Origin of the sequence: Myxococcus sp. CA033 (genome assembly GCF_013336625.1) — a bacterium.
Taxonomy (GTDB): Bacteria; Myxococcota; Myxococcia; order Myxococcales; family Myxococcaceae; genus Myxococcus; species Myxococcus llanfairpwllgwyngyllgogerychwyrndrobwllllantysiliogogogochensis.
On the sequence record NZ_JABUMU010000004.1, the window covers coordinates 155,248 to 177,709 of the forward strand.

Consider the following 22,462-nt stretch of genomic DNA (forward strand, 5'->3'; position numbering starts at 1 on the left):
ATGAGGACTCGACTGCTGCTCCCCGTGTTGCTCCTGTCCGGCTGCGCGCTGGACTCGGGCGAGGGCTTCGCGGTGTTGGAGCCCACCGTCACCGCGAGCTACGTCCCCGTGGCATCGCGTGACGCGGGCAATGGCTTCCAGCGCCTCGCGTCGGACTATCAGGTGAGCCTGGGCTCGGCCGCGCTGGGCATCTCCCACGTGGAGCTGGTGGGGGGCGCGGGAGGCGGAGGGCCAACGACGTTCGACCCCGCCAATCCGCCACCGGGTTACAGCCTGTGCCACAACGGGCACTGCCACAGCGACAGCGGCGGGCTCGTGGACTACGAGGACATCGAGGCGGAACTCGGTGGAGGCGGCTCCTCATCCACGCTCGTCGCCGCGCTCCATGTGGATGGCGAGCTGAACCTGCTGACCCCCGAAGCCACGCCGGTGGAGTGTGAGCCTGACTGCGAGCTGCCCCGCACCACCGTGTCCCGAGGTGTCTGGGAAGTGACGTCGGTGACGCTGACGGGCACGGTGCGCGACTCGCGCGCCACGCCGAGGCTTCAGGAAACGGCCTTCCGGATGACCGTGGTGTCCGAGGACGTCGCGGAGGGCGAGGAGGCCACGCCGCTCTTCACGCTGACGGGCGAGGTGGACGTGCCGTCGGACCGGGAGCACGAGCCGCGCGTGAAGCTGGCGCTGGCGCTCGAGGTTCCGCCCACCGTGTTCGACGGACTGGACTGGGCCACATTGACTCCTGGCGCGGACGGCGTGCTGGACCTGGGCACCGTCGCCAACGAGGCGGCGCGCAAGGCCCTGCTGGAAGAGCTCGCGGCCCTGAAGCCCGAGGCGGAGGTGCGACGTGAAGACCGATGAGCCCGTGAGTCCCGAGGCCACAACCCACGCGGTGCCGCCGAGCTTCACGCTCGGCGAGCCGCTGCTCACCTGCACCGAGCTGGTCATCGGCTACAACGATAAGGCCATGCTGCCACCCATCAACATGGTCATCCGCCGGGGCCAGTTCGTCGCGGTGGTGGGCCGCAACGGCTCCGGCAAGAGCACGTGGTTCAAGACGCTGCTGGGGATGATCGACCCGGTATCGGGCGCCATTACCCGGGGCCATCCGGAGATGCGCAGCGCCTACGTGCCACAGACATCCAGCATCGACTCGCTGCTGCCGCTACGGGCCTGGGAGCTGACCGCCTGGGGCCGGCTGCGCAACTGGAGCTTCCTGTGGCCCTTCGCGCGCAAGGCGGACCGGGCCGCCGTGGAGGTCGCGCTGGAGACGGCCGGCGCCAAGGCCATCGCGAACAGGCCCTATCGCGAGCTCTCCGAGGGACAGAAGCAACGCACGCTCCTGGCCCGACTCATCGCCACCGAGGCGGACATGGTGCTGCTCGACGAGCCGACCGCCGCGATGGACGCGGTGGCCGAGCGCGAGACGATGCAGCGGCTGTGCATGCTCGCGCGGCAGCGAGGACTGGGCGTGGTGGTGGTGTGCCACGACCTGGAGGTCGCCGCCGAGCACGCGGACGTGCTGCTCTTCGTGGACCGGGAGACCTCCGCCTTCGTCGTGGGCGACGCGCGCACCGTGTTCTGCCACCCCGCCTTCCGTCGTCAGTACGGCGACGAGTACTGCCACCGCGCCCCCGAGGGACCCCACCGTGGATCCGATGCTCGCTGAACCGTCCCAGTGGCAGCAGTTCGTCGAGGGGTTCGAGCTGTTCCGGGACCCGCTGCTGTGCGCACTCCTCGCCGGAGGCGTGCTGGGCTTCCTGAGCGTCTACGTGGTGCTGCGGCGCATGGTGTTCGTCAGCGCCGCGGTGGCCCAGTCCGCCGGCCTGGGCGTGGCGCTCGCGTTCTACATGGGCATCCACCTGGGCTTCGAGGTGGAGCCCGTCATCGGCGCCACCGCGCTCGCGCTCCTGGCGACGCTGCTCCTGATGATGGACCCCACGAAGCTGCGGCTGACGCGAGAGAGCCTGCTGGGCCTCGCCTACGCGCTGTCCGGCGGCGCGGCCGTGCTGGTGGGTGACCGCATCGCCCAGGAGTCCCACGACATCCAGGGCATCCTCTTCGGCACCGCCGTGCTGGTGACACCCGAGCAACTGCGCACCGTGGCCATCGCCAGCATCCTCGTCATGGTCATCCACCTCTGGTGGTACCGGGGCATCACCTTCGCGAGCTTCGACCGCATCGGCGCGCTGGTGCAGGGCCTGCCCGTCCGCCTGTTGGACGGCGTGCTGATGGTGTCCATCGGCGTCATGGTCGGCGTGTGTGCCCGAGCCCTCGGCGCGCTGCCGGTGTTCGCCTTCTCCACGCTGTCCGCCATCGCCGCGCTGATGTTGGATTTGCGGCTGCCCTGGACGTTCTTCGTGGCCACGCTCGCGGGCATCGTCTCCGGCGTGGGCGGCTACATGTTCGCCTACTTCTTCGACTTCCCAGTGGGTGGCTCGCAGACGGTGGTCGCGGCGATGCTGGTGGGCCTGGCCATGGGTGCGCGCGCACTCATCCAACTGGCCCAGCGCGGAGCGAAGTGAGCAGCAACCGCGCCGGGTGAGCGACATTCCCCGGCGCGCAGATATGAGACTGAGTGACATCCGTTCCCCCTTCATCTCGACGATGGATTTCCCGAGGGGGTGCGCATGAGGCAGCGAGGCTGGTGGCTGTGTCTGCTCTGGATGGCGAGCATGGGTTGCGTGCATGGCCCACGCACCACGGAGCCCGAGACGCCGAAGTTCGAGCACGTCTTCCAGAAGCCCCTGGAGGAAGCGCTGGCCGCCACCCGGCAGTTGCTCGCCTCCCGAGGCTACGCCATCGAGGAGACGACGGACCCCACCCAGTTCCTCACGAAGTGGAAGACCCAGGACAGGGGCGACACGGGGAATGACCGCTACACGCGCTTCGTGGTGACGGGCCTCTCCGTGGCCCCGCGACAATCCGTCGTCCGCATCTTCCGGATGAACTTCAACGCCATGGGCAACGACGTCAACCACAAGGCCAACTGGTGGCGGATCGAGTACAACTACTATGTCCACGACTCGAGCCCCTTCAACGACCAGGGGCCACCGCTCCGAAATGCGCGGAGCGAACGCATCGAGTTGCGCACGCTGACGAATGGCACGCGAGACCTGGACCTCGAGCGGGAGTTGACGCTGAGACTGGAGTCGACCCCGTCGTTGGAGGTGGTGAGCGGCAACGTGCGAGAGGAGCCGCGCCCCAAGGCCGTGCGCGACTCGGACTTCTACCTCACGAGGTGGAAGCAGGAGGCCGCCGAAGCGGGCCCCTGTGGCGAGGCCATGCGTGGGCTTCCGGAGGTGCTGGACCTCGGACTGACGCTGCTGGTGGGAGAACAGCTCGGCTCTCGTGAAGCCCCCTCGGTGGTGGGAGAGCTGGTGTGTCAGGTCGCCGAGGCAGGGCTGCCCGTCGCACTGGGGTTGTCCATTCCCCGCTCCGAGCAGGAACGGGTGGACCGCTACCTCGCGAGCCCGGGCGCTCCCGCGGACCAGGATGCGCTGCTAGAGGGGCGCTTCTGGCAGCGGCCCTACCAGGATGGCCGCAGCAGCCGCGCCATCATGGACCTCATCGACCGCGTCCGCGCTCTGCGCATGGCGGGGTTGAGCGTGACGCTCCTTGCGTATGACACGGACCTGGCTGGCGGAAGCAAACGCGATGCTCAGCAGGCCGCTTTCTGGAACCAGCGCCGCGAGACAAAACCGTTCGAAGTCCAGGTCATCCTCGCCGGCAACACGCATACGCGCACCGTCACCGGCACCCCCTGGGACCAGGACTTCACGCCCATGGCGCATCTCTTGAAGTCCCCACGCCTCGTCGTTCTGGAGATGAGCTACGCCCAGGGGACGCGCTGGGGTTGCGACCTGGACCGCGAAGGGAAGCTTCAGTGCGGGCTCATTGGCTCGACACCGTCGGGCAGGGTTGCGGCACACCCCGGCATGTCGCCGTTCATCACGTCCTTCGCCACGCCGACGCCCGAGGGTACCCACGGCATGCTCTATGTCGGAGCGCTGACGCCGTCCCTCCCCGCCATCTCCAAGCAGCAGGAGGCGCCGCTTCCCATTCGCCCCCCGCTGCCGCCGCTGCGGGATGGAGACAAGCCTCCGATGTTCTAGGCGTCAACGGACCGCGGTGGAGACCTTCTTGAACTCGGGCGTGCCAGCGCGCCCGAGCAAGTCGAACAGCGCGGCCTCCACCGTGGCCACCGTCGCTCCCGCATCGCGGCACAGGTCCAGGCCCACGCGCCGGTCCTCCGTCGAGCGCGACAGCACCGCGTCCGCCAGCAACACCGGCGTGAAGCCACGCTCCGCGAAATCGCGCACCGTCTGGAAGACACAGATGTGCGTCTCCATGCCGGCCACCAGCACCTGCTTGCGCGTCCCCAGTTGCGCGAGCACGTCCGGCACGGCGGCGCTGAACTCCAGCTTCTCCACCGCCTTGAAGCTCCCCAGCTTCAGCCGCAGCAGCGAGTGCGTGGGCCCCAGGCCCTGGGGATACTGCTCGGTGATGATGACGGGGAGGCCGAGCGCCCGGGCGCCTTCGACGGCGGCGCTGGTGCGCGCGAGCATCCGGTCCAGCGCGTCGCGGTCCATGGCCGCGCACAGGCGCTCCTGGATGTCCACGACGAGCAACGCGGCCTGGTCCTGAGTGAGACGGAAGGTGGGCATGCCCCCTCTCCTCGCGCGAACGACTCCGGCCCGTCAAGCGGCGGGCGCATCGGACGCCCTTGGCTCGACGCTTTCGCTCAGCCGGCTTCGGGCGGGCAACACTCGCGACACAGGGCCCGGTTGCGCCCATGCGCCACGGCCATCAACAACCCGCCTCCCAGGGTGAGCCCCATCTCCCACCGCTCGCCCGCGCCCTCGGGGACCAGGAACGCCCCCGCGCCCAGCAGGGCCAGCCCACCTCCGGCGAGCACGGGCACCACCCCACGCCGATGCAGCCTCCATCCCGGGATGAAGGCCGCGAGCGCGCCCAGCAACACCAGCGCGAACAACCATCGATGCGTCCCCTCCCCGCCCAACCACCGCGCCGCCGCCGCCGGCACGAGCCCGAGCACGGCGGGGAGCACCACGCAGTGGACGACACACAGCGCGGAGAGCAGCTGCCCCACCCCATCCCAACGCGAGGGCGCGGCGAGACTTCGTTCCAAGGAACTCAACAGGACACCTTCTCCAACGGGCGGAAATCAGGAGGCACCGGGAGCGGAGCCTCGGTCGTGTGGACCAGTCGCAGGATGCGGCCACGCCCGTCGACATACGTCCGCGCGCGCCGCAGCTCCGGCAGGTGCGCGTCCGCGTCACGCCACCGGTCGAGGAAGGAATTGAAGTCCTGCACCGCCAGGACCCTGTCTCCCAGGGCCGCCCGCGCCTCGGCCAGGAGCAGACGGAAGTGACCGCAACCCGGTCGCTCAACCACCAGGGCCCGGGCCAGCTCCAGCGCCTTCTCCTCGCGCTCACCGCGCAGCCGGGCTCTCGCCAGCGTCTCTCGCGCGGGGCGGGAGAACGGCGCGGGTCCCGACGCGCGAAGCCGGCGCTCCATGCGCCACGCTCGAATCAACGTGGCCTCCGCGCGGCCTCCATCTCCCCGCCGTGCCTCCAGCGAGCCACGCAGCTCGTTCTCCGCTACCTCCAGCACCCGCGCGACATCGCGAGGGCACAGCGCGCGTCCCTCCGAGCGACGCACCTCGGACAGCGATGGCTGCAACTGCTCGAGCGCCACGCATGCACGCTCCACGTCCGACAGCCGTCCCCCATCCAGCGCGTTGATGCCCCGCGTATACAGTCGGACACCGTCGCGAAGGACACGCTCGGCGGTGGTGAGCTCGCCGGCGAACTCCAGCTGCACATCCGCCGCCGCTCGACAGAATCCGAAGCGCAGGTGCGTGGCCACCAGCGTGGTCGCCGCGAACAGCAGCGCCTGCGGCTCGCCTCCCGCTGACTCCACGCGCTGACGCAGCCGCCGCGCCCATGTCTGCGCGTCACTGTACTGCCCCGCTTCCGCGCAGCCGTGGCTCAGCAGCCGCATGGCCAGCTCCGCGCAAGGCGCGAAGACAGCGGGCAGCGACTCCCTCGCGAGGTACACGTCATCCGCTTCCACCGCGGTCTCCAGCACGCGGTAGGCGGCGTCCGTCTCGCCCAGCCGGCCCAGCAGTCGTCCCGAGGCCAGCAGCGCGAAGCTGGCTCCGGGCGCGAGCTTCGGCAGCCGCAGCGCGCTCTCCCGTGCCGCTTCGGGCCGGGCGCTCGGGAGCATGGTGCAGACCCAGGCGAAGTGGACGCCGGAGTGGTCGGGGTTCGTGCGCAGCAGCTCGCGCAGCATCACCTGCGCATAGGGCTGCCCCTGGCCGGGACGCCCATCCGGCTCGTAGCCATCCGCCAGGAAGCCGGCCAGCAACAGCCGCGCCTCGGAGTCCTCCGGATAGCGGTCGACCAGGCTCTCCATCTCCCGCACGAAGGCGTGGCGCCCGTTCGACGGTCCCTTCTCCGCGAGCAGGCTGGCCGCGACGATGTAGCGCTGTTCGACATCCGGCAGCCCCTCGCTCAACGCGAGCGCTCGGGCCATCGCGTCGGCCCGAGCAGCAGCGAAGCGCGCTCCAGCCCCCCGCGTCAGCGCCAGGCCCCACCACGCCATGGCCAGCTCCGGGTCCAGCCGGGCCGCCTCCGCGAAGGAGCGACGCGCCTCCGAACCCCAGCCCAGGTGCAGCAGGCTCAAGCCCTGGTCGAAGTAGGCCTGCGCCAGCGGCACGCCCGTGCTCACCTTCAGGTGAGATGTGCCCAGCCCCTCGCGAAGCGGCGGTCGAGGAAGCGCCTCATCCGCGACGTCCTCCCAGGCGGCCTGGACGTAGACGGATGGCTCATCGTTGCGAAGCAGTCGCGACAGCATGATGTCCTCCCAGTGCCCCGGAAGCCGAGGCGCCACAGGCGTTGAAACCCAAATCCAGTGAGCGGATGCGCGTGCCGAGCCGCCACCACGCGGCGGCCAGCGTCTCCGGTGGAACAGCGGGCGCCTTGCGTCGAGCCGCGACACAGGCGCGCCTCCATTCGAGTCCCACTTCCCGGGTCACCCAGTCTTCGTGCCCGGCGAACCACTCGGCGAGCCCCGCCAGACTCCGACGGACCTCGCGTCGCTCCTCCACTGTGGCGGGAGCGCGCCACGTGCCCAGCTCACAGGCCCGGTACGTCGGACCCGACGGGGCACGCTCCAGCCAGCGAGGGGTGAAACCGTCCCGTGGGACGAAGACGGCCTGACCGCACTCGCACAACGCGCCGAAGCCCCACAGCGACAGACGACCTCCGTCCGGCAACGCGACGGAGTACGCGCTTTGACCTTCCACCCCCTCGGGCCGCGCGTGGCGGACGAGGCCGCGACGCATGAGGAGGTTGCCCTCCGGGCAGAGCACGTCCTGCCCGAGACACCACAAGGTGACGTCGAACAACCGGTCCGCGTCCCGATGGACGTCGTGAGGGAGAATCGGTAGGGCTTCGGCGATGGACATGCGGGCCTTTCGACTCAGCTCGCGGACTTCTTCGCGGGGCCGGAGCGAACGGCGACCTCGCCGAACAGGGCCTTGGGGTCCACCGCGCCGCTCCCCTTCTTCGAGAGCACCGCGTTGATGGCCCGCACCAGCTTGCCGCGCACCCGACGCGGAAGCGGCTGGTCCGCGAGCGCCGCCTGGAGCTGCTGCCCGCTCACGCCCCTGCCACTCTTCGGCTTGGCGAGCGACAGCTCCGTGTAGCTCTTGCCCTGCGTGTCCTTGTTGCGCCGCTTGTCGGAGCGCTTGCGCTTGAGCGTGCGGTCCGTTTCGGCCTGGGCCTCCAACTGGCGCGACAGGCGCAGCAGCGTGTCGGAGGCAATCTGCTTCTCGGTCAGGAACTGCTGAAAGGCTCCCATGGTCTTCGTCTCCAGGAGGGGCCGGCACGAAGCCGGCCCCGAATTCAGGGTGAAGCGCCGGGGCACCCGCCCCGGGCTCGCGGCTAGTGCTCGTGGCCCTCGTGCGACGCCTCCTCGATGACGAGGTTGACGGACGCCGCGGACGTGGGGCCGAAGGTGAAGGTGTGCGTGCCGACCGTCAGCGGGACGACGTGCCGTCCCTTGATTTCGGTGCACGTCTCGGAGCTCTTGGTGCTCTCCTCGATTTCCACCGCCGCGCCGCTGCCGTTGGTGATGGAAACGGGGACGTCCGCGCTGGTGTAGAGGACGTAGTCCGTGGCTTCCGACGCGGCGAAGGTGACGGAGCCCGTGCGGCCGCCCGAGCCATCCACCAGGGTGATGTCGTAGCGGCGGTGGTCGTTGGCCACCAGCGGAGGCGTGCCCGTGGTGGTGGCGAGGATGGGGACGGCAGGACCCTCGCGCAGGTGCTCGCACCCCTCGACGTCAACGGGCTCCTCGGGCTCCTCGTCGTCGCCGCAGGCGGCGGACAGGAGCGCGGTGGACATCAGGAGGGCGGCCAGAAGCTTCTTGTTCATGTGTGTAGCTCCACGTGGATGGACAGCAGGTCCCCAGCCACCAACGCCGCCACGGACCCCACCGGTGAAGGCGGAGCCAGAACGGACACCGGAGGCGGGGTGGGAATCGCGCGGAACACGCGCGACACGGGGGCGAGAGCGTGCACGCAGGGGAAACGGGCCATCCGGCGGCGCGTCGCGCGACCGCTGACGCACGGCTCCATTTCCTGGAACCGGACGTCAGTCAGTGGCCACGGACCGCGGCCTTCTCACGGCGTGACTGTGCCGGTGGCGAGGGACGCGTACCCTGGGTGATGGCTCAGGCGCGAGGCGGAGAGGCCTTGGGGGCCAGATGCAGCCGGGCGACAGGCTCCGCATGGAAGCGGAACACCGCCAGCGCCGGCGCGGAACGGGTGGGCACCCGGGTGAGGACGGGGCTGCCCTCCACCGGAGGCGGGGCCTCCCGGCGGATCAACGTGTGAAGACAGTGCGCCTCGGCGCCATGGCCCGGAGGAGCATCCTCACGGGAGGCGAGCCGGACGTCGTCGAAGGACTCCTCGACGACAGGCGCCAGGTGCGAGCCACCCTCCTCCACGTGGACCACTTCCCCATGCTCCAGACACGTCGCGTGCTGGACCAGGGCGAAGTGCAGCACGTTCCCCATGTACGCCAGCGCACACACGGCCACGAGCGGCAGCGCCAGCAGGCGCGACCGGGCGAGACACGAAGGCGTTGGGCGAAGAGAGCGGCTCACGTGAAGGGATTTCCGGCGGTAAACGCAATGCGGTTGTAAGCCAGACGGAGCGCGCGTGCAAGTCATACGGAATCACACACATCACTCCGTGCCCCCGCACGCGGCGAGTGTCTCCACCGACGTCACACGAGGGCGTGGAGCCTCCGGCCGGCGAACGGGCGGGCCGCTGAGTCGGGGCACCACCGCGTCCAGGGGACTCGCGCCGATGGACGGTGGGCCCCTCGGAGAATAGGTTCGCCAGCTCCCGGGCTCGTCCCGGGCAAGCCGAGGGACAGAAATACCCGTGCAAGAGCTCATCGACGTGCTGCGACACCAGGCACGCCACTTCGCGCCCGAGCTGTCACAGCTCGCCTACAAGCGGGGTCTGGCGGTGACGCAGCTGGACGGCACCACCCGCCCCATCCCCATCACCGCGACGCCCGTCATCCTCGACGCCGCGGAGATCCGCCGTCGCGCGGAGCTGTCCGCGCGCCTGTCCTCCGCCACGGTGAAGATGGCACGCGCCACGCTCGAGGGGCCCGACGCCCAGGAGCTGCTGGGCGCCCTGTCCCCGCTCGAGCGAACGCTCGCCGAGCGCACGTGGCGGCAGTCCGCGCGACTGGCCACCACCCGCGTGGACTACTTCGTGTCGGGCGGGAAACCCTGGGCGCTGGAGGTCAACGCGACCATCCCAGCCATGCAGGGCTATTCGGACATCGCGGCCCGCTCGTTCATCGAGGTGGTGGCCCGGCACTTCCGCTATCCGGAGAAGGCCCTCGCCTCGCTGCTGGCCCTCAACGGCAGCAACGCGCTGGCGCTGTACCGAGCCCTGCTGGACGGCTACGCGGCCGAGCGCCCCGGGAAGTTCCCGGACACGGTGGCCCTGCTGTGTCGCCGCAACGACGCGCAGATCTCCGAGCTGCGCTGGCTGTGTGAGCGCTTCCGCGAGATGGGCGCGGACGCGGACCTGGTGCACCCGGACGAGGTCTCCGGCGACGACGCCTTCGAGGTGCGCGGCAAGAAGTACGACCTCGTCTATCGCCACCTCTTCGTGCGGCGGCTGGAGCAGACACCGTCCCCGTGGGTGGAGGACTTCCTGGGCACGGTGCCCGGCAAGAAGGCCGTGTTCCTCAACCCTCCCGCCTCGCAGGTGGAGGTGAAGTCCACCTTCGCGCGGCTGTCCCAGGCGCTCGCGGAGCCCGCGCTCGCCGAGGCCGCGGGCCTCACCGCCGAGGAGCTGGAGGCCGTGCGCACCTCGGTTCCCTGGACGCGCATCTTCAAGACCGGCCCCGCCTCGGGCCCGGACGGAGGGCAACTGGACGACCTGGTCGCCGAGGTGGCGAGGACGCCCGCTCGCTTCGTGCTCAAGCGGGCCTGGGACTATGGCGGCAAGGCCGTCTTCATCGGTCGCTCGGTGGGCACGGTGCCCTACACGGAGCGCGTGACGGCCGCGTATGGCGAGCTGCTGGGCTGGCCGGAGCTGTGCGCCCGCGCCGCGGCGGACCCGACGGGCGGCGGGTTCGTGGTGCAGGAAATCGTGGACTCTCCCCCGGAGGACCACCTGCTCTGCGAGCCGAACGGTACGGTGTTCCCCGCATCGTTCTTCGTGGACTACTCGGCGTACGCCTCCGTGGGGCTGGAGAAGCAGCCTGCCTGGGGGGGCGTGTGTCGGGGCTCCCTGGCGGAAATCGTGAATATCGTGGGCGGCGGCGGCGTGCTGCCACTCATCACCACCGAGGTCGCCTCGAAGCTTTTGCTCGCGTGGAAGGCGATTTAAGGGAAGCGTCCTACGGGGTCCGCGCACGCCCCGGGTGAAGACGCTATAAGCAGTGGCGCCGCCGGGCTGAAGCTCCGGCGCGAAAGGATACGGTTCATGGCCTGGGAAACTTCCGGATGGCAGACGGCCGAGAGCGACTCGGTCAACTCCGTGCTGGTGCAGGAGTCGAAGCGCGCGTTCATGACGCGCGTGCATGGGTGGATGTTCGCGGGGCTGCTCGTCACCGGCGTGATGGCCATGGCGACGCTGAGCAACGAGGCGCTTTTGCGCACGGTCATCAACTGGCGCCTGGGATTGTTCGGCGTGCAGCTTGTCGCGGTGCTCGGGCTGTCGTTCCTCGCGCCGCGCCTGTCGGGCCCGGTCGCCGCGGCGCTGTTCCTCGGCTACTCCGCGCTCACGGGGATGACCCTCTCCGTCATCTTCCTCATCTACACGGCGGGCAGCATCGCCCAGGCGTTCTTCCTGACAGCGGGCGTCTACGGCGCCATGGCCATCTACGGCACCGTCACGAAGAAGGACCTGAGCGCGTGGGGTACCTTCCTCTTCATGGGCCTCATCGGCGTGGTGCTGGCCGGCGTCGTCAACATCTTCGTGCGCAGTGACATGGTGTCCTTCGTCGGCGCCTGCGCGGCCGTGCTCGTCTTCTCCGGCCTGACGGCGTACGACACCCAGAAGCTGCGGGAGATGCACGCCAACACCGGCTACAGCAGCGCCGCCACGGTGAGCATCGTCGGCGCGCTGACGCTGTACCTGGACTTCATCAACCTGTTCCTCGCCATCCTCCGGCTGCTCGGTCGCCGTCGGTAGTCGGCCAGTCAACAGTTCCAGCCTTACGAAGCGGCGGCGCGTTCCCACCCGGGTCGCGTCGCCGCTTTTCGTTTTCGAGCGTTGACCCGATTTCCAGCCTTCTTTCCTCCATCCATGGGCACAGGAGGAAACCCGCAATGTTCAGGCCCCTCGCGTCATCACTCGTCGTGCTGTCCCTGCTGTCCGCCAGTCTGGCGTCAGCGCACGGCTCCATGGAGGTCCCCCTCAGTCGCGTCTACAGCTGCTTCAAGGAAGGTCCGGAGTCGCCCAAGTCCGCGGCGTGCAAGGCCGCCATCCAGGCCGGTGGCACGCAGGCGCTCTACGACTGGAACGGCGTGCGGCAGGGCGCGGCCAACGGCCGGCACCGCGAGCTCATCGCCGACGGCAAGCTTTGCAGCGCCGCCAACGAGAGCCACAAGGGCCTGGACCTGGCTCGCACGGACTGGCCCGCGACGCTCATCGCCCCGGACTCCAGCAACCGCTTCGAGTTCGTCTTCCACGCGACGGCGCTGCACGCGACGTCCTACTTCCATCTCTACGTCACGAAGGAAGGCTACAACCCGGCGCTGCCGCTGAAGTGGTCCGACCTGGAAGCCACCCCCTTCTGCACGCTGACGGGGAACGCCCTGCAGTCGAACAACCGCTACCGCTTCACGTGCCCCTTCCCGCAGGGGCGCACGGGGCAGCACGTCATCTATGCCATCTGGCAGCGCTCCGACAGCCCGGAGGCCTTTTACTCCTGCAGCGACGTGAAGTTCAGCAACACGCCGCCGCCGCCCACGTCGTGGAAGGAGCTGGGCGCGGTGCAGGCCCGCGAGGACCTGCCGGCCCGGAGCAAGGTGACGCTGCGCCTGTTCAACAGCGGCGGAGGTGACGCGGAGACGCACCCGCTCCAGCTCGACTCGGCCACGCCCGCGGCCACGTGGATGTACCTGCTGGCCCAGCGGGTGAACGCCAGCTCCAGCCGCGTGCAGGTGGGCGAGCTGCAATCCACGGGCGTCGTCAACCCCGTCAACAGCGCCACCGGAAACCGCGTCTACTCGCGCGAGGCGAGCGACACCTTCCAGCTCGATATCGAGAAGCCCACGGGCGGTGGCGGAGACCCCGCGCAGTACACGTACCCGAATGGCATCTCCAACTACGTGGCGGGAACGCTCGTCCAGGGCACGAACGGGAGCATCTACCGCTGCAAGCCCTTCCCCTACTCCGGCTGGTGCCAGGGCTCGGCGCCGTACTACGCCCCGGGCACCGGCAGCCACTGGGGCGACGCATGGGAGTTCGTGCGCTGAAGCGGACGTCCGCTGTCACGACGTGAGCCCGCACGCGGGCCGCGACACACCCGAGGGCGGGGAGCCGACAGTCGTCAGCTCTCCGCCTTCTCCTTGCGCGCGAAGGGCATCACCAGCCGCGCCACGGGGCGGCCCTGCATCAGGTGCTCCTCGACGATTTCGGGCACGTCCTCCACCTTCACTCCGCCGTACCAGGTGCCCTCCGGGTAGACGACCACGGAGACGCCAAAGGAGCAGGTGTCGAGGCACCCGGCCGCGTTGGCGCGCATCCGTCCCTTCACCCCGCGCTTGTCGAGCTCCGCCTTGAAGGCCGCGCGCACCTCCTCCGCGCCCTTGGAGGCGCAACAGCCCTTGGGATTCCCATCCGGGCGGCGGTTGGTACAGACGAAGACGTGGCTCTGGAACGGAGGAGGCATGAGCGCCTCCTAACGCGCTGGTTCCCCGAAATCGACCCCCACCTGTCCGCCGGACAACGGACCGAACAGGCGGGCAGATGACGAATCGGGACGTCGCCCCTAGCCAGCTACAGGGATGATGCACAGACTTTCAGCAAACGTCCCCCAGTGATCACGCTCGTTTGCATCGGAGTGACGCTACATGCCTCGCCAGCTGTTATCAGCAAACGTAGAGTCCCCCTTGACTTGGCGCGGAAAAGGCCCCGAATCTGCCCCTCCTGGCTGGTCGTGCTACAGGCCGCTACGCCTTTCCCCCGCACCGAGGCTCGCCGGCGGAGCCACATTTAGTAGTGTGTGCGACACTTCCCAGCACTACTAGTGGGGTCAGTGCTGTTCTTGATCAGCCGCCCCCAAACGCGTATTGATCCGGCCGCCTGGCCAGCGGCCAGGCAATCTCCCCATCTGCGGTCCGGGGCTCGAGCCCCGCCACGAAACACTTCGCGAGTCCACTCCGGAGTCGTCCACGGCTGTCCGCGTGACGTCCCTGGAACCTTCGGAATCTCGCGCCCTTAGCGTTTCGCAAATTTTGCATCACAACCCAGAGTGTATTTTTGGAGGGTGGCGACATGGAGAAGGAGCTGAGTGCGAAGCCCCTGGTGAGCGGGAAGGAGCGGCGGGCGAGTCGCGGCAAGGCGAAGGTCGCCGCGACGGGGCTGAGCGTGGAGCGCTACTTCACGACGCCTGGAGTGGACCCGGCGGACGAGCTGGCGTGGGAGTACCGCAGCGCGAGCATCACCGGTGAGGACGGCAAGGCGGTCTTCGAGCAGAAGAACATCGAGGTCCCCCGCTCCTGGTCGATGCTGGCGACGAACGTGGTGGCGTCGAAGTATTTCCGGGGCACGCCGGGGACGGATGAACGTGAGACGAGCGTGCGCAAGCTGGTGGCGCGCGTGGTGGACACCCTGTCCCGCTGGGGCGTGGAGGGGGGTTACTTCTCCGCCGAGACGGACCGCGAGACGTTCCACGCGGAGCTGACGCACCTGCTCTTGCGGCAGAAGGCCTCGTTCAACTCGCCGGTCTGGTTCAACGTGGGCGTGGAGGCGCAGCCGCAGTGCTCGGCGTGTTTCATCAACAGCGTGGATGACTCCATGGAGTCCATCCTCACGCTGGCGCGCACGGAGGGCATGCTCTTCAAGTACGGCAGTGGCACGGGCAGCAACCTGTCCACCATCCGGGGCAGCAAGGAACTCCTGGCGGGCGGCGGCACCGCGTCCGGGCCGGTGTCGTTCATGCGCGGCTTCGACGCCTTCGCCGGCGTCATCAAGAGCGGCGGCAAGACGCGGCGCGCGGCGAAGATGGTCATCCTCAACGCGGACCATCCGGACGTGCTCGAGTTCATCCGGTGCAAGTCGAACGAGGAGAAGAAGGCCTGGGCGCTCATCGAGGCCGGGTATGACCCGTCGTTCAACGGCGAGGCGTACGCGTCGGTGTTCTTCCAGAACTCGAACAACTCGGTGCGCGTCACCGACGACTTCATGAAGGCCGTGGTGGCGGACGGGCCGTGGCAGACGCGCACGGTGCGCGAGGGCCAGCCGCTGGAGACCTTCCGGGCAAGGGACCTGTTCCGCGAAATCGCCGAGGCCGCGCACCTGTGCGGCGACCCGGGGATGCAGTTCGACACGACGGTGAACCACTGGCACACGTGCGCGGGCACGGCGCGAATCAACGCGTCCAACCCGTGCTCGGAGTACATGTTCCTGGACGATTCGGCGTGCAACCTGGCGTCGCTGAACCTGATGCACTTCCGCGACATCGCCGGCGACTTCGACGTGCCCGCCTTCAAGCACGCGGTGGACGTGCTCCTCCTGGCGCAGGAGATCATCGTCGGCTTCTCGCGCTACCCCACCGAGCGCATCGGCAAGAACAGCCACGACTACCGGCCGCTGGGGCTGGGCTTCGCGAACCTGGGCGCGCTGCTGATGGCGTCGGGCCTGCCGTATGACTCCGACGCGGGCCGCAACTACGCGTCCGCCATCACCTCGCTGATGTGTGGCGAGGCGTACGCGATGAGCGCGCGCATGGCGGAGAAGCAGGGTCCGTTCGCTGGCTACGCGAAGAACGCGGAGCCGATGCTGGGCGTCATCCGCAAGCACCGCAAGGCGGCGTACAACGTCCCCGCGCAAGGCGTGACGGCGGAGCTGCACGCGGCGCAGAAGGCGGCGTGGGACGTGGCGCTGGCGCTCGGCGAGGTGCACGGCTTCCGCAACAGCCAGGTGACGGTGCTGGCGCCCACGGGGACCATCGGCTTCATGATGGACTGCGACACCACGGGCATCGAGCCCGACATCGCGCTCATCAAGTACAAGAAGCTGGTGGGCGGCGGGATGCTGAAGATCGTCAACCAGACGGTGCCGCAGGCGCTGGAGAAGCTGGGTTATCCGCAGACGCAGGCCCAGGACATCATCAGCGCCCTGGACAAGGCGGACACGATTGAAGGCGCACCGCATCTGAAGTCCGAGCACCTGGCGGTGTTCGACTGCGCGTTCAAGCCGGCGAAGGGCTCACGCAGCATCCACTGGATGGGCCACATCCAGATGATGGAGGCGTGCCAGCCGTTCCTCTCCGGAGCCATCTCCAAGACGGTGAACATGCCGGCGGACTCGACGGTGGAGGACATCGAGAAGGCCTACATGGAGTCGTGGAAGCGCGGCCTGAAGGCGGTGGCCGTGTACCGCGACGGGTGCAAGCGCACGCAGCCGTTGAACACGTCGAAGGAGACGGTGAAGGACACGCGCAAGGCCCCGGTGGCCGCCGTCGTCGAGCCCGCGGTGAAGCCCGAGCCTCGCGCGGTGCGGCGCCGGCTGCCGGACGAGCGGCGCTCCATCACCCACAAGTTCTCCATCGGCGGCCATGAGGGTTACCTCACGGTGGGCATGTACGAGGACGGGACGCCGGGTGAGCTGTTCATCGTCATGGCGAAGGAGGGCTCGGTGGTCAGCGGGCTGATGGACAGCTTCGCGACCAGCATCTCCCTGGCGCTCCAGTACGGCGTCCCGCTGAAGGTGATGGTGGACAAGCTGAGCCACACGCGCTTCGAGCCGAGCGGCTTCACGGGCAACCCCGCCATCCCCATCGCCAAGTCCATCACCGACTACATCTTCCGGTGGCTGGAGCTGAAGTTCCTGCCGAACGAGGACGCGGTCGAGGACGCCATCCTCGCCCCAGCGGACGCGCCGGCGACGCAGCCCGCCCTGCCCGCGCAGGTGACGTCGCTGTCGCTCCCCGCGCAGAACACTCGCGCGACGTGGCTCAACCAGGCGGACGCCCCGCCCTGCCACACCTGCGGCGCCATCATGGTGCGCAGCGGCGCTTGCTATAAGTGCGGCAACTGCGGAGCCACCAGCGGCTGCAGCTGAAGCCGTCGGACGCGGACTTCCGTGAAGGACGACAAGGGCTCCGGGACCATGCGTTCCGGGGCCCTTGCCATGTGCGGTGTACCGCGCGGGCGTCAGTCCCGGGTCAGCGTGACATCGTCCACCTGGATATAGGTGTCCGTGCCGGACGCCCACAGGCCCGCGAACAGCTCCACCGAGTGGTTGGCGCCCGAGTCGAAGCTCACCGAGAGCTGTGTGTAGCCCGACAACGGTTGGGTGTAGTGGACCTCGGAGAGGACGGGGCCGCCCCTCGGCAGGCGGGCACCGAAGTAGCCGTCGTTGTGCGCGCCGGACGTGCGCACCCAGCCCTTCAGCGTGTAGCGCGTGTGGGGCGTCACGGCGGCCTCCTGCTTGATGGCATGCCAGCCCTGCGTGCCCCGGGCCCAGGCGTTGTTGGCGCCCGTCCGCGCGAAGCCCGCGCCCCGGTCGATTCCGGCGTTGCCGTCCGCGTACCAGGGCGACGTCGCGCTCGTGGACGCCTGCTGCTCGAAGCCCGCGTGCGCCACCAGGTTGGTGCCCCGCTTGAGGCTCACGTCATCGAGTTGCAGCCAGGTGTCTTCGGTCGCCCAGAGGCCTCCGTACACCTCGACGATGGCGTTTGGGCCGGAGTTGAAGGTGACGACCTGCTCCGTGTACGCCGGCAGAGAGGCGAAGGCGCGCTCACCGAGGATGGGGCCATTGCCGGGGCCGCGTGCTCCGAAGTAGCCCGTCGTGTTGTTCGCGGACGTGCGGACCCAACCCCGAAGCGTGTAGTCGGTGTGCGGCTGAACGACGACGCTCTGCTTCAGCGCGTTCCAACCGGAGTCGTAGCGCACGAAGCCGTTGTCCTGCCCGGTGCGCGCCTGACCGACGTTGCGGTCCACGCCGGCATTGCCCACCGGGTACCAGGGCGCCGTCACGGGGGTAGCGGACTGGGACTCGAAGCCGGGCTCGGAGAGGAGGTTGTCTCCGTCCGCGTCCGCCACGAGCGTCGCTCGCATCAGGAAGGTGTTGTACGGCGTCCACTGGGACATGACGAAGTAGAGGCTCGTCGCCGTGCTGCCCCACGGGTGGATGAACGCGTTGTAGAGGCCCGGGAACTGACTGCCGAGGGCGAGGATCTTCTCACCGCTCCACGGCCCCACAGGCGTTCCCGCGTCCCGCATGACGGCTGCCTGCCGGTGCTCGTTCAGGTACGTCATGAGGAACCGGCCGAGCGCCGCGTTGTACGAGACGGACAGCTCTCCCGCGATGCCGATGGCCACGGGTTGGGATGCGGCCTGGGACACAGCCCAGCCGTTGCCGTCCCAGTAACGGTAGGCGTTGATATCGAGGAGCGCGCCCTCGGGCACCCGGGCGAGGTGGACGTTGCCGTAGCGTCCGTTCGGCGTACCGTACAGGTAGACGAACCCACCATTCTTGACGAGCGCGGCCATCTGGAAGTTGTTCGTCCAGGAGGCGTTGTTCCACCAGCGCGCGTTCGCGTGCTTCACCCACGTCTGTCCGTTGTCGTCCGAGTACGCGAGGCCCGAGTAGTTCGTGTACCACCGGCCCGCTTCGCCCCAGTGGTGGATGGACATGTAGTGGATGAAGTGGCGCGAGCCCACCGTGACGCCCGCCGTGGGGATGACTGTGATTTCGTCGTTGTTGATCTTCTTCGAGGGGAGGACCTCCTTCGCGTGCCGGGCGTAGTCCTGGACCATCGAGGAGAAGGTGAGCCCATCCGCGAGATTCGTATCGGACGAGCGCGCGAGGACATTGCTCCGCCAGCCCGTCCCACACCCGCCATTGCCACACCACCCCGCGCCGAACGTGTCACCGAAGAGGACGAAGACCTCTCCCCCACCCTTGTCCCAGACAATGCCAAGGTCCGTCCCATACACCTCGTGATTCGCGTGGGTCTGATTGGGATTGGGGAGGAATTCACCGGCGGGAGTGGCCCCCGTCACCCGGGAGACCTTCGTCACGCCTGTCGGAGTCACGGCTCCGGCGGCGCCCGTGTACATCCAGGCAAGGATCCATACGGCTCGGTGCAACGACGACCACTCCCAGGGCTGCTCGCGACTCATCGTGCGTCTCCGCCTCTCTGGTTCGTCTCGATGCGTTCAGGACATCCGTGCCGGGGGAACACAAGCCCACCGACCCGGCCGGCGCATCCAAGCACAGACAGACGGACAGACAGGCCATGGTGACCACGCCTCGGCGCACGGATGAACGCTTCGTCAGGTGTGGAGCATCGAGGGAGCGCGAGGCCCGTGGACGACGGACCTCGCGCTGCACCGCGACGTGGCTCAGTCCGCGCGGGACGCGGGGAGACGGTCGTAGACCTCCGACGCCTTGGCGGACACGCGCGACAGCTCATCGAGCGTCGTGGATGCCACGGGCGTTCCACCCGAGTCCGCGATGACGAAGGCCACGGGACGGCCACGGGCGCGAATCGGCACGACGAGCAGACGCGACGACGGGCCGCCGAGCGCGGAGAAGATGGCCTCGTCTTGAGGACAGGTGGGAGTGTCGAAGCTGCTGGGCCCGAGCTGCTCCAGCGCGGACATCAGGAGCGACGGCGCTTCCAGGTCCACCTTGAGCGCGGAGACTTGAGGACTGTCGCATCCGGGCCCCCACGCATGGCCGACGCGCACGAGCCCGAAGCTCTCCCCCAACAGGAAGGCCCGCTGGAAACGTCCGGCGCAGTAAGCGAGCAGCACCTTGCCGAGCACTCCCTGCGTCCCCACGTCCTCCAGCGCCGTGAGCACCTGCTCCGCCGACACCGCGGGCCCCTCGCTCCCGGGAGCCACGGGGGCATCGGTCGCGGCCAGGAGCGTCCTCAGCGCTTCCGACTGTTCACGCGCCTGGGGCTGCCAGGGCTGCTGAATGAAGTCCCAGGCGGAGGCGAGGGGCAGCTCACTCGCGGGCGCAGCTCGCTGCACCGTGCCGTCGAGGTCCACCGCGCGGTCCTCCCATGTGTTCTCCGCGACATGACCGATGGTGCCGTTGCCCTCGGAGCCCTGCCACCCCACGAACTCCCAGGTCGAGGCGAGCTGCATGGGTGCGTCATCCGTGGCGGGCAGGTCATCGAGTTCGATGGGCGCGCGCCGCGTCACCGCGGGCTTGGGGGGCTCCAGGACCGCGGGCTCCGCGTTCGCCGCGCGGACCGCGTCCAGCGAGACCACGGTGCCCTCGGGGGACGGACTGGCCTCTCCCGAGGCCGCATCGTGGGACTCTCCCGTGGCGGCTCGTGCGGACTTGAAGTCGCCCAAGGACGAGAGTGGCTCGGGGGCTTCGAACGTGACAGCCGCAGCCGGGGCGGGTTCGCCTGACGTCTCCTTGGACTCGGTGGCGGTGCTGGAATCAGGGAGGTTCGAGGCCACTGGCTCGGGCTCCGTGACCGCACGCTGTGGAGAGACGTTGTCAGCCGGGAGTTCGCTCGCGGAATCGCTTGTCCCGGTGACATCGCGCTGAGTCGTGGGCTCGACGCGAGTGGACTGCTCGCCGTGCGACGCGAGCAAGGCACCGGCGGCCTCCAGTTCGAGCGACTCGCCGGCATCCTCATCACCTGCGAGGCTTTTCGGCTGAATGGAGTCATCCGAGGTGGCGGGCCCGCTCGGGTCTGCGTCGCTCGGTCGCGACCTTACGAGCTTCCAGGGCTCGCCTTCGCTCGTGTGCCCTGTGCCTTGCGACTCCGCCGTGGAATCCGCTGAACTGGCGGGACGTGCGCTGTGCGCTGACGCGATTCCGGTATGAGCCGCCTCTTCGCTGGCGTCCAGGTAGGCGACGGACGTCGACTCCGAGGCGCCGGTGGGCGGCACGAACAGCGTGGATGGCTCCGTGCTGGATGAGGCCGACTCGCTCGACGCGTCACTTGGCAGGTCGGCGGATGCCGAGATTCGAAGCCCTGTTTGGGGCGACCCATCGCCTGGGTCCACCAGGGTTTGTGGAGTGGCCTCCGCGACCTCTTCGATTCGTGGCGTTGAGTGGACTGGCGTCGGGTCGGTGGAGGTGCTCGAGGACGGAGCCTCGGATGCGGCGACGTCGGACGCTTGGGCGAGCGACGTCTCGAATGAAACGTGCTCGCTGGACTCCCCCATGGCCGAGCGGAACTCGATCGTCGTCACGGCCGGGACTGGAGTCTCTTTGCTCGAAGCGCCCCCTGGCGTGCTGGACTCGGACTCCGCCGACTTGGGCGCAGCCTCTTCGATTGCGCCCCCTGTCGCCGTGCTGGCGGTAACCGTTCCGACTTCGGGGACATCATCATCGCGGGTTGCGAACGAGGACTTTGCTCCCTCGAACAGAACGAGGCCACTCGATGTCTGTGACTCGGACGTCACGACTTCGGTTGAGGTTTCCTCGGTCGCGCGAGTGGCCCGTGTTGGGACAGCAAGCGAGTGGACCTCTTCGAGCATGCTCGACGGCCCATGTTCACCCTGCCCGACCTCAATCGATGCGTGTACCGATGCGGCTGACTCAACACCGTGGGCTTCGCCCTGAGTGACCTCGGGAAAATGCGGCGCCACTGAGCGGTCCAAGCCGAGGGCATCGCTTGCGACAAGCGCGGGCGCGTCCGAGACAGGCGCAAAGTCGGGCACCATGACTTCGAGCGACCCCACCGTCGACGCGCTCGGCTCGGATGCAAGCACTGCTTGGTTGTCTGCGTTCGGACCGATCAACTCGGATGCAGTGGCTCCGTGCACCACCGCTGCCGATGCACCTGACTCGGACGGAAGTCCTGGCGGCGCGGATGCGGTCGAGTCTTCCGTTGCGAGATCAATGCCTCTGTGCAGCGTCTCCGTCGACTCCGGTGCGATGCCATCGTGCACGCTCACCGACACGGGCACATCAGCCGAGACCTCGGCAGCAGTGCCTTCACGCGCCGCAAACACGGGTGCAGCGGTATCGCCCCCAGCTTCTTCGCTCGCGATGCTCCACGACGTGGGCGGCTCCGTCACCGCACCGAACGCACTTCCTTCGCGAGCGGCATTCACAGATGCGACATCATCGAATGTGGAACCCTCGCTCGCGATGCTCCACGACGTGGGCGCATCCGTCACCGCACCGAACGCACTTCCTTCGCGCGCGGCATTCACGGGTGCAGCGACTTCGAATGTGGAACCTTCGCTCGCGATGCTCCACGACGTGGGCGCATCCGTCACCGCATCAGGGGCACTTCCTTCGTGCGCGCGCTCTATCGATGCAGAGAGAGCGAATGCACGGTCCTCGCTCGGTTGCCCCCACGACTCGGGCACATCTGACAACGACTCCGACGCAGGCACTTCGCGCGCGTCAGCGCCCCCTGCGCTCGCGGAAGCAGGTGCGGGCAGCCCGACCAATCCATCGATCGCGCGAGGGGTGATTCCCGGTGCGGCGTCCGAGACCGACGAAACAGACTCCGTCGCCGGACGCGTTGAATCTGCCCACTCGACTTCGAGCGGAGCCGGCTGACCGGGAGACACCTCAATGACAGCGTCGACTCCATGCGGAGACGTTGGCGTCGCGCTCGGCAGATCCAACTGTGCAGAGCCACCTCCCTCGAAGGGCGCCATTCCCTTCGGTGCCATACCCGGCGGCTGAGGCCCTGTGCTTCCCGGCGGTGTCGACCGCAGCAGTCCGGGC

General features: G+C 68.6%; 18 protein-coding genes. 8 read left to right on the plus strand and 10 right to left on the minus strand.

Annotated features, from left to right (window positions below; translation table 11 throughout):
- The 4 genes from HUA78_RS13500 to HUA78_RS13515 all read left to right on the plus strand — a co-directional run bounded on the left by HUA78_RS13500 (nt 1) and on the right by HUA78_RS13515 (nt 4,112).
- A complete protein-coding gene (locus tag HUA78_RS13500; RefSeq protein WP_174476440.1) occupies nt 1-858 on the plus strand; it encodes a hypothetical protein in 858 nt (285 codons plus the stop codon).
- Nucleotides 845-1,666 carry an ATP-binding cassette domain-containing protein gene (locus HUA78_RS13505; protein WP_174476441.1) on the plus strand — a complete coding sequence of 274 codons (822 nt, stop codon included), beginning with the start codon at nt 845-847 and terminating at the stop codon, nt 1,664-1,666. The genes HUA78_RS13500 and HUA78_RS13505 overlap by 14 nt, the downstream gene beginning before the upstream one ends.
- The gene (locus HUA78_RS13510) at nt 1,647-2,522 is read left to right on the plus strand and encodes a metal ABC transporter permease (protein WP_141644946.1); all 876 of its coding nucleotides are present in this window, start codon (nt 1,647-1,649) and stop codon (nt 2,520-2,522) included. Before HUA78_RS13505 ends, HUA78_RS13510 begins: the two co-directional genes overlap by 20 nt.
- Before the next feature lie 105 nt (nt 2,523-2,627).
- The gene (locus HUA78_RS13515) at nt 2,628-4,112 is read left to right on the plus strand and encodes a hypothetical protein (protein WP_174476442.1); all 1,485 of its coding nucleotides are present in this window, start codon (nt 2,628-2,630) and stop codon (nt 4,110-4,112) included.
- 3 nt (nt 4,113-4,115) lie between these two features.
- Here HUA78_RS13515 and HUA78_RS13520 read toward each other — a convergent pair whose 3' ends face one another.
- The 7 genes from HUA78_RS13520 to HUA78_RS13550 all read right to left on the minus strand — a co-directional run bounded on the left by HUA78_RS13520 (nt 4,116) and on the right by HUA78_RS13550 (nt 9,195).
- Nucleotides 4,116-4,664, minus strand: a complete 549-nt coding sequence (locus HUA78_RS13520; RefSeq protein ID WP_141644948.1) for an isochorismatase family protein — start codon at nt 4,662-4,664, stop codon at nt 4,116-4,118.
- Nucleotides 4,665-4,741: 77 nt separating this feature from the next.
- Complete coding sequence (locus HUA78_RS13525; RefSeq protein WP_174476443.1) at nt 4,742-5,149, minus strand: MerC domain-containing protein; 408 nt, start codon at nt 5,147-5,149, stop codon at nt 4,742-4,744.
- A gap of 5 nt (nt 5,150-5,154) precedes the next feature.
- The gene (locus tag HUA78_RS13530) at nt 5,155-6,879 is read right to left on the minus strand and encodes a hypothetical protein (protein WP_174476444.1); all 1,725 of its coding nucleotides are present in this window, start codon (nt 6,877-6,879) and stop codon (nt 5,155-5,157) included.
- The gene (locus tag HUA78_RS13535; protein ID WP_174476445.1) at nt 6,851-7,492 is read right to left on the minus strand and encodes a hypothetical protein; all 642 of its coding nucleotides are present in this window, start codon (nt 7,490-7,492) and stop codon (nt 6,851-6,853) included. Before HUA78_RS13535 ends, HUA78_RS13530 begins: the two co-directional genes overlap by 29 nt.
- A gap of 14 nt (nt 7,493-7,506) precedes the next feature.
- On the minus strand, nt 7,507-7,887 hold the full coding sequence (locus HUA78_RS13540; protein ID WP_141647053.1) for a hypothetical protein: 381 nt from the start codon (nt 7,885-7,887) through the stop codon (nt 7,507-7,509).
- Between the two features lie 83 nt (nt 7,888-7,970).
- Nucleotides 7,971-8,462: a hypothetical protein gene (locus HUA78_RS13545; protein WP_174455179.1), complete on the minus strand. Its 492-nt coding sequence runs from the start codon at nt 8,460-8,462 to the stop codon at nt 7,971-7,973.
- Nucleotides 8,463-8,760: 298 nt separating this feature from the next.
- A complete protein-coding gene (locus tag HUA78_RS13550) occupies nt 8,761-9,195 on the minus strand; it encodes a hypothetical protein (protein ID WP_141647051.1) in 435 nt (144 codons plus the stop codon).
- Between the two features lie 283 nt (nt 9,196-9,478).
- Here HUA78_RS13550 and HUA78_RS13555 point away from each other — a divergent pair, with 283 nt between their 5' ends.
- From HUA78_RS13555 to HUA78_RS13565, 3 genes are all read left to right on the plus strand, one after another.
- Nucleotides 9,479-10,951, plus strand: coding sequence for a hypothetical protein (locus HUA78_RS13555; protein ID WP_174467328.1), 1,473 nt, complete (start codon nt 9,479-9,481; stop codon nt 10,949-10,951).
- A 96-nt stretch (nt 10,952-11,047) separates the two neighbouring features.
- Nucleotides 11,048-11,758: a Bax inhibitor-1/YccA family protein gene (locus HUA78_RS13560; protein ID WP_141647049.1), complete on the plus strand. Its 711-nt coding sequence runs from the start codon at nt 11,048-11,050 to the stop codon at nt 11,756-11,758.
- 137 nt (nt 11,759-11,895) lie between these two features.
- Nucleotides 11,896-13,047 (plus strand): lytic polysaccharide monooxygenase, encoded by a 1,152-nt coding sequence (locus HUA78_RS13565; protein WP_174462327.1) that lies wholly within the window; start codon nt 11,896-11,898, stop codon nt 13,045-13,047.
- A 74-nt stretch (nt 13,048-13,121) separates the two neighbouring features.
- On the opposite strand, the gene HUA78_RS13570 is transcribed toward HUA78_RS13565, so the two are convergent.
- Nucleotides 13,122-13,463, minus strand: coding sequence for a ferredoxin (locus HUA78_RS13570; RefSeq protein ID WP_141647047.1), 342 nt, complete (start codon nt 13,461-13,463; stop codon nt 13,122-13,124).
- Between the two features lie 605 nt (nt 13,464-14,068).
- On the opposite strand from HUA78_RS13570, the gene HUA78_RS13575 reads away from it, so the two are divergent.
- On the plus strand, nt 14,069-16,858 hold the full coding sequence (locus tag HUA78_RS13575; RefSeq protein ID WP_174467329.1) for a vitamin B12-dependent ribonucleotide reductase: 2,790 nt from the start codon (nt 14,069-14,071) through the stop codon (nt 16,856-16,858).
- A gap of 92 nt (nt 16,859-16,950) precedes the next feature.
- Here the strand turns inward: HUA78_RS13575 and HUA78_RS13580 are convergent, their stop codons facing one another.
- Together HUA78_RS13580 and HUA78_RS46400 are read right to left on the minus strand one after the other, a co-directional pair.
- The gene (locus tag HUA78_RS13580) at nt 16,951-18,822 is read right to left on the minus strand and encodes a DUF4185 domain-containing protein (protein WP_371745569.1); all 1,872 of its coding nucleotides are present in this window, start codon (nt 18,820-18,822) and stop codon (nt 16,951-16,953) included.
- A 324-nt stretch (nt 18,823-19,146) separates the two neighbouring features.
- Nucleotides 19,147-20,112, minus strand: coding sequence for a general secretion pathway protein GspE (locus HUA78_RS46400; protein ID WP_254623701.1), 966 nt, complete (start codon nt 20,110-20,112; stop codon nt 19,147-19,149).
- Nucleotides 20,113-22,462: the final 2,350 nt, after the last annotated feature.

Coding starts and splice junctions, on each gene's coding strand:
- HUA78_RS13570 (WP_141647047.1), bottom strand. CDS start 13,463: ATGCCTCCTCCGTTCCAGAGCCACGTCTTCGTCTGTACCAACCGCCGC.
- HUA78_RS13500 (WP_174476440.1), top strand. CDS start 1: ATGAGGACTCGACTGCTGCTCCCCGTGTTGCTCCTGTCCGGCTGCGCG.
- HUA78_RS13540 (WP_141647053.1), bottom strand. CDS start 7,887: ATGGGAGCCTTTCAGCAGTTCCTGACCGAGAAGCAGATTGCCTCCGAC.
- HUA78_RS13545 (WP_174455179.1), bottom strand. CDS start 8,462: ATGAACAAGAAGCTTCTGGCCGCCCTCCTGATGTCCACCGCGCTCCTG.
- HUA78_RS13575 (WP_174467329.1), top strand. CDS start 14,069: ATGGAGAAGGAGCTGAGTGCGAAGCCCCTGGTGAGCGGGAAGGAGCGG.
- HUA78_RS13535 (WP_174476445.1), bottom strand. CDS start 7,492: ATGTCCATCGCCGAAGCCCTACCGATTCTCCCTCACGACGTCCATCGG.
- HUA78_RS13560 (WP_141647049.1), top strand. CDS start 11,048: ATGGCCTGGGAAACTTCCGGATGGCAGACGGCCGAGAGCGACTCGGTC.
- HUA78_RS13565 (WP_174462327.1), top strand. CDS start 11,896: ATGTTCAGGCCCCTCGCGTCATCACTCGTCGTGCTGTCCCTGCTGTCC.
- HUA78_RS13515 (WP_174476442.1), top strand. CDS start 2,628: ATGAGGCAGCGAGGCTGGTGGCTGTGTCTGCTCTGGATGGCGAGCATG.
- HUA78_RS13520 (WP_141644948.1), bottom strand. CDS start 4,664: ATGCCCACCTTCCGTCTCACTCAGGACCAGGCCGCGTTGCTCGTCGTG.
- HUA78_RS13530 (WP_174476444.1), bottom strand. CDS start 6,879: ATGCTGTCGCGACTGCTTCGCAACGATGAGCCATCCGTCTACGTCCAG.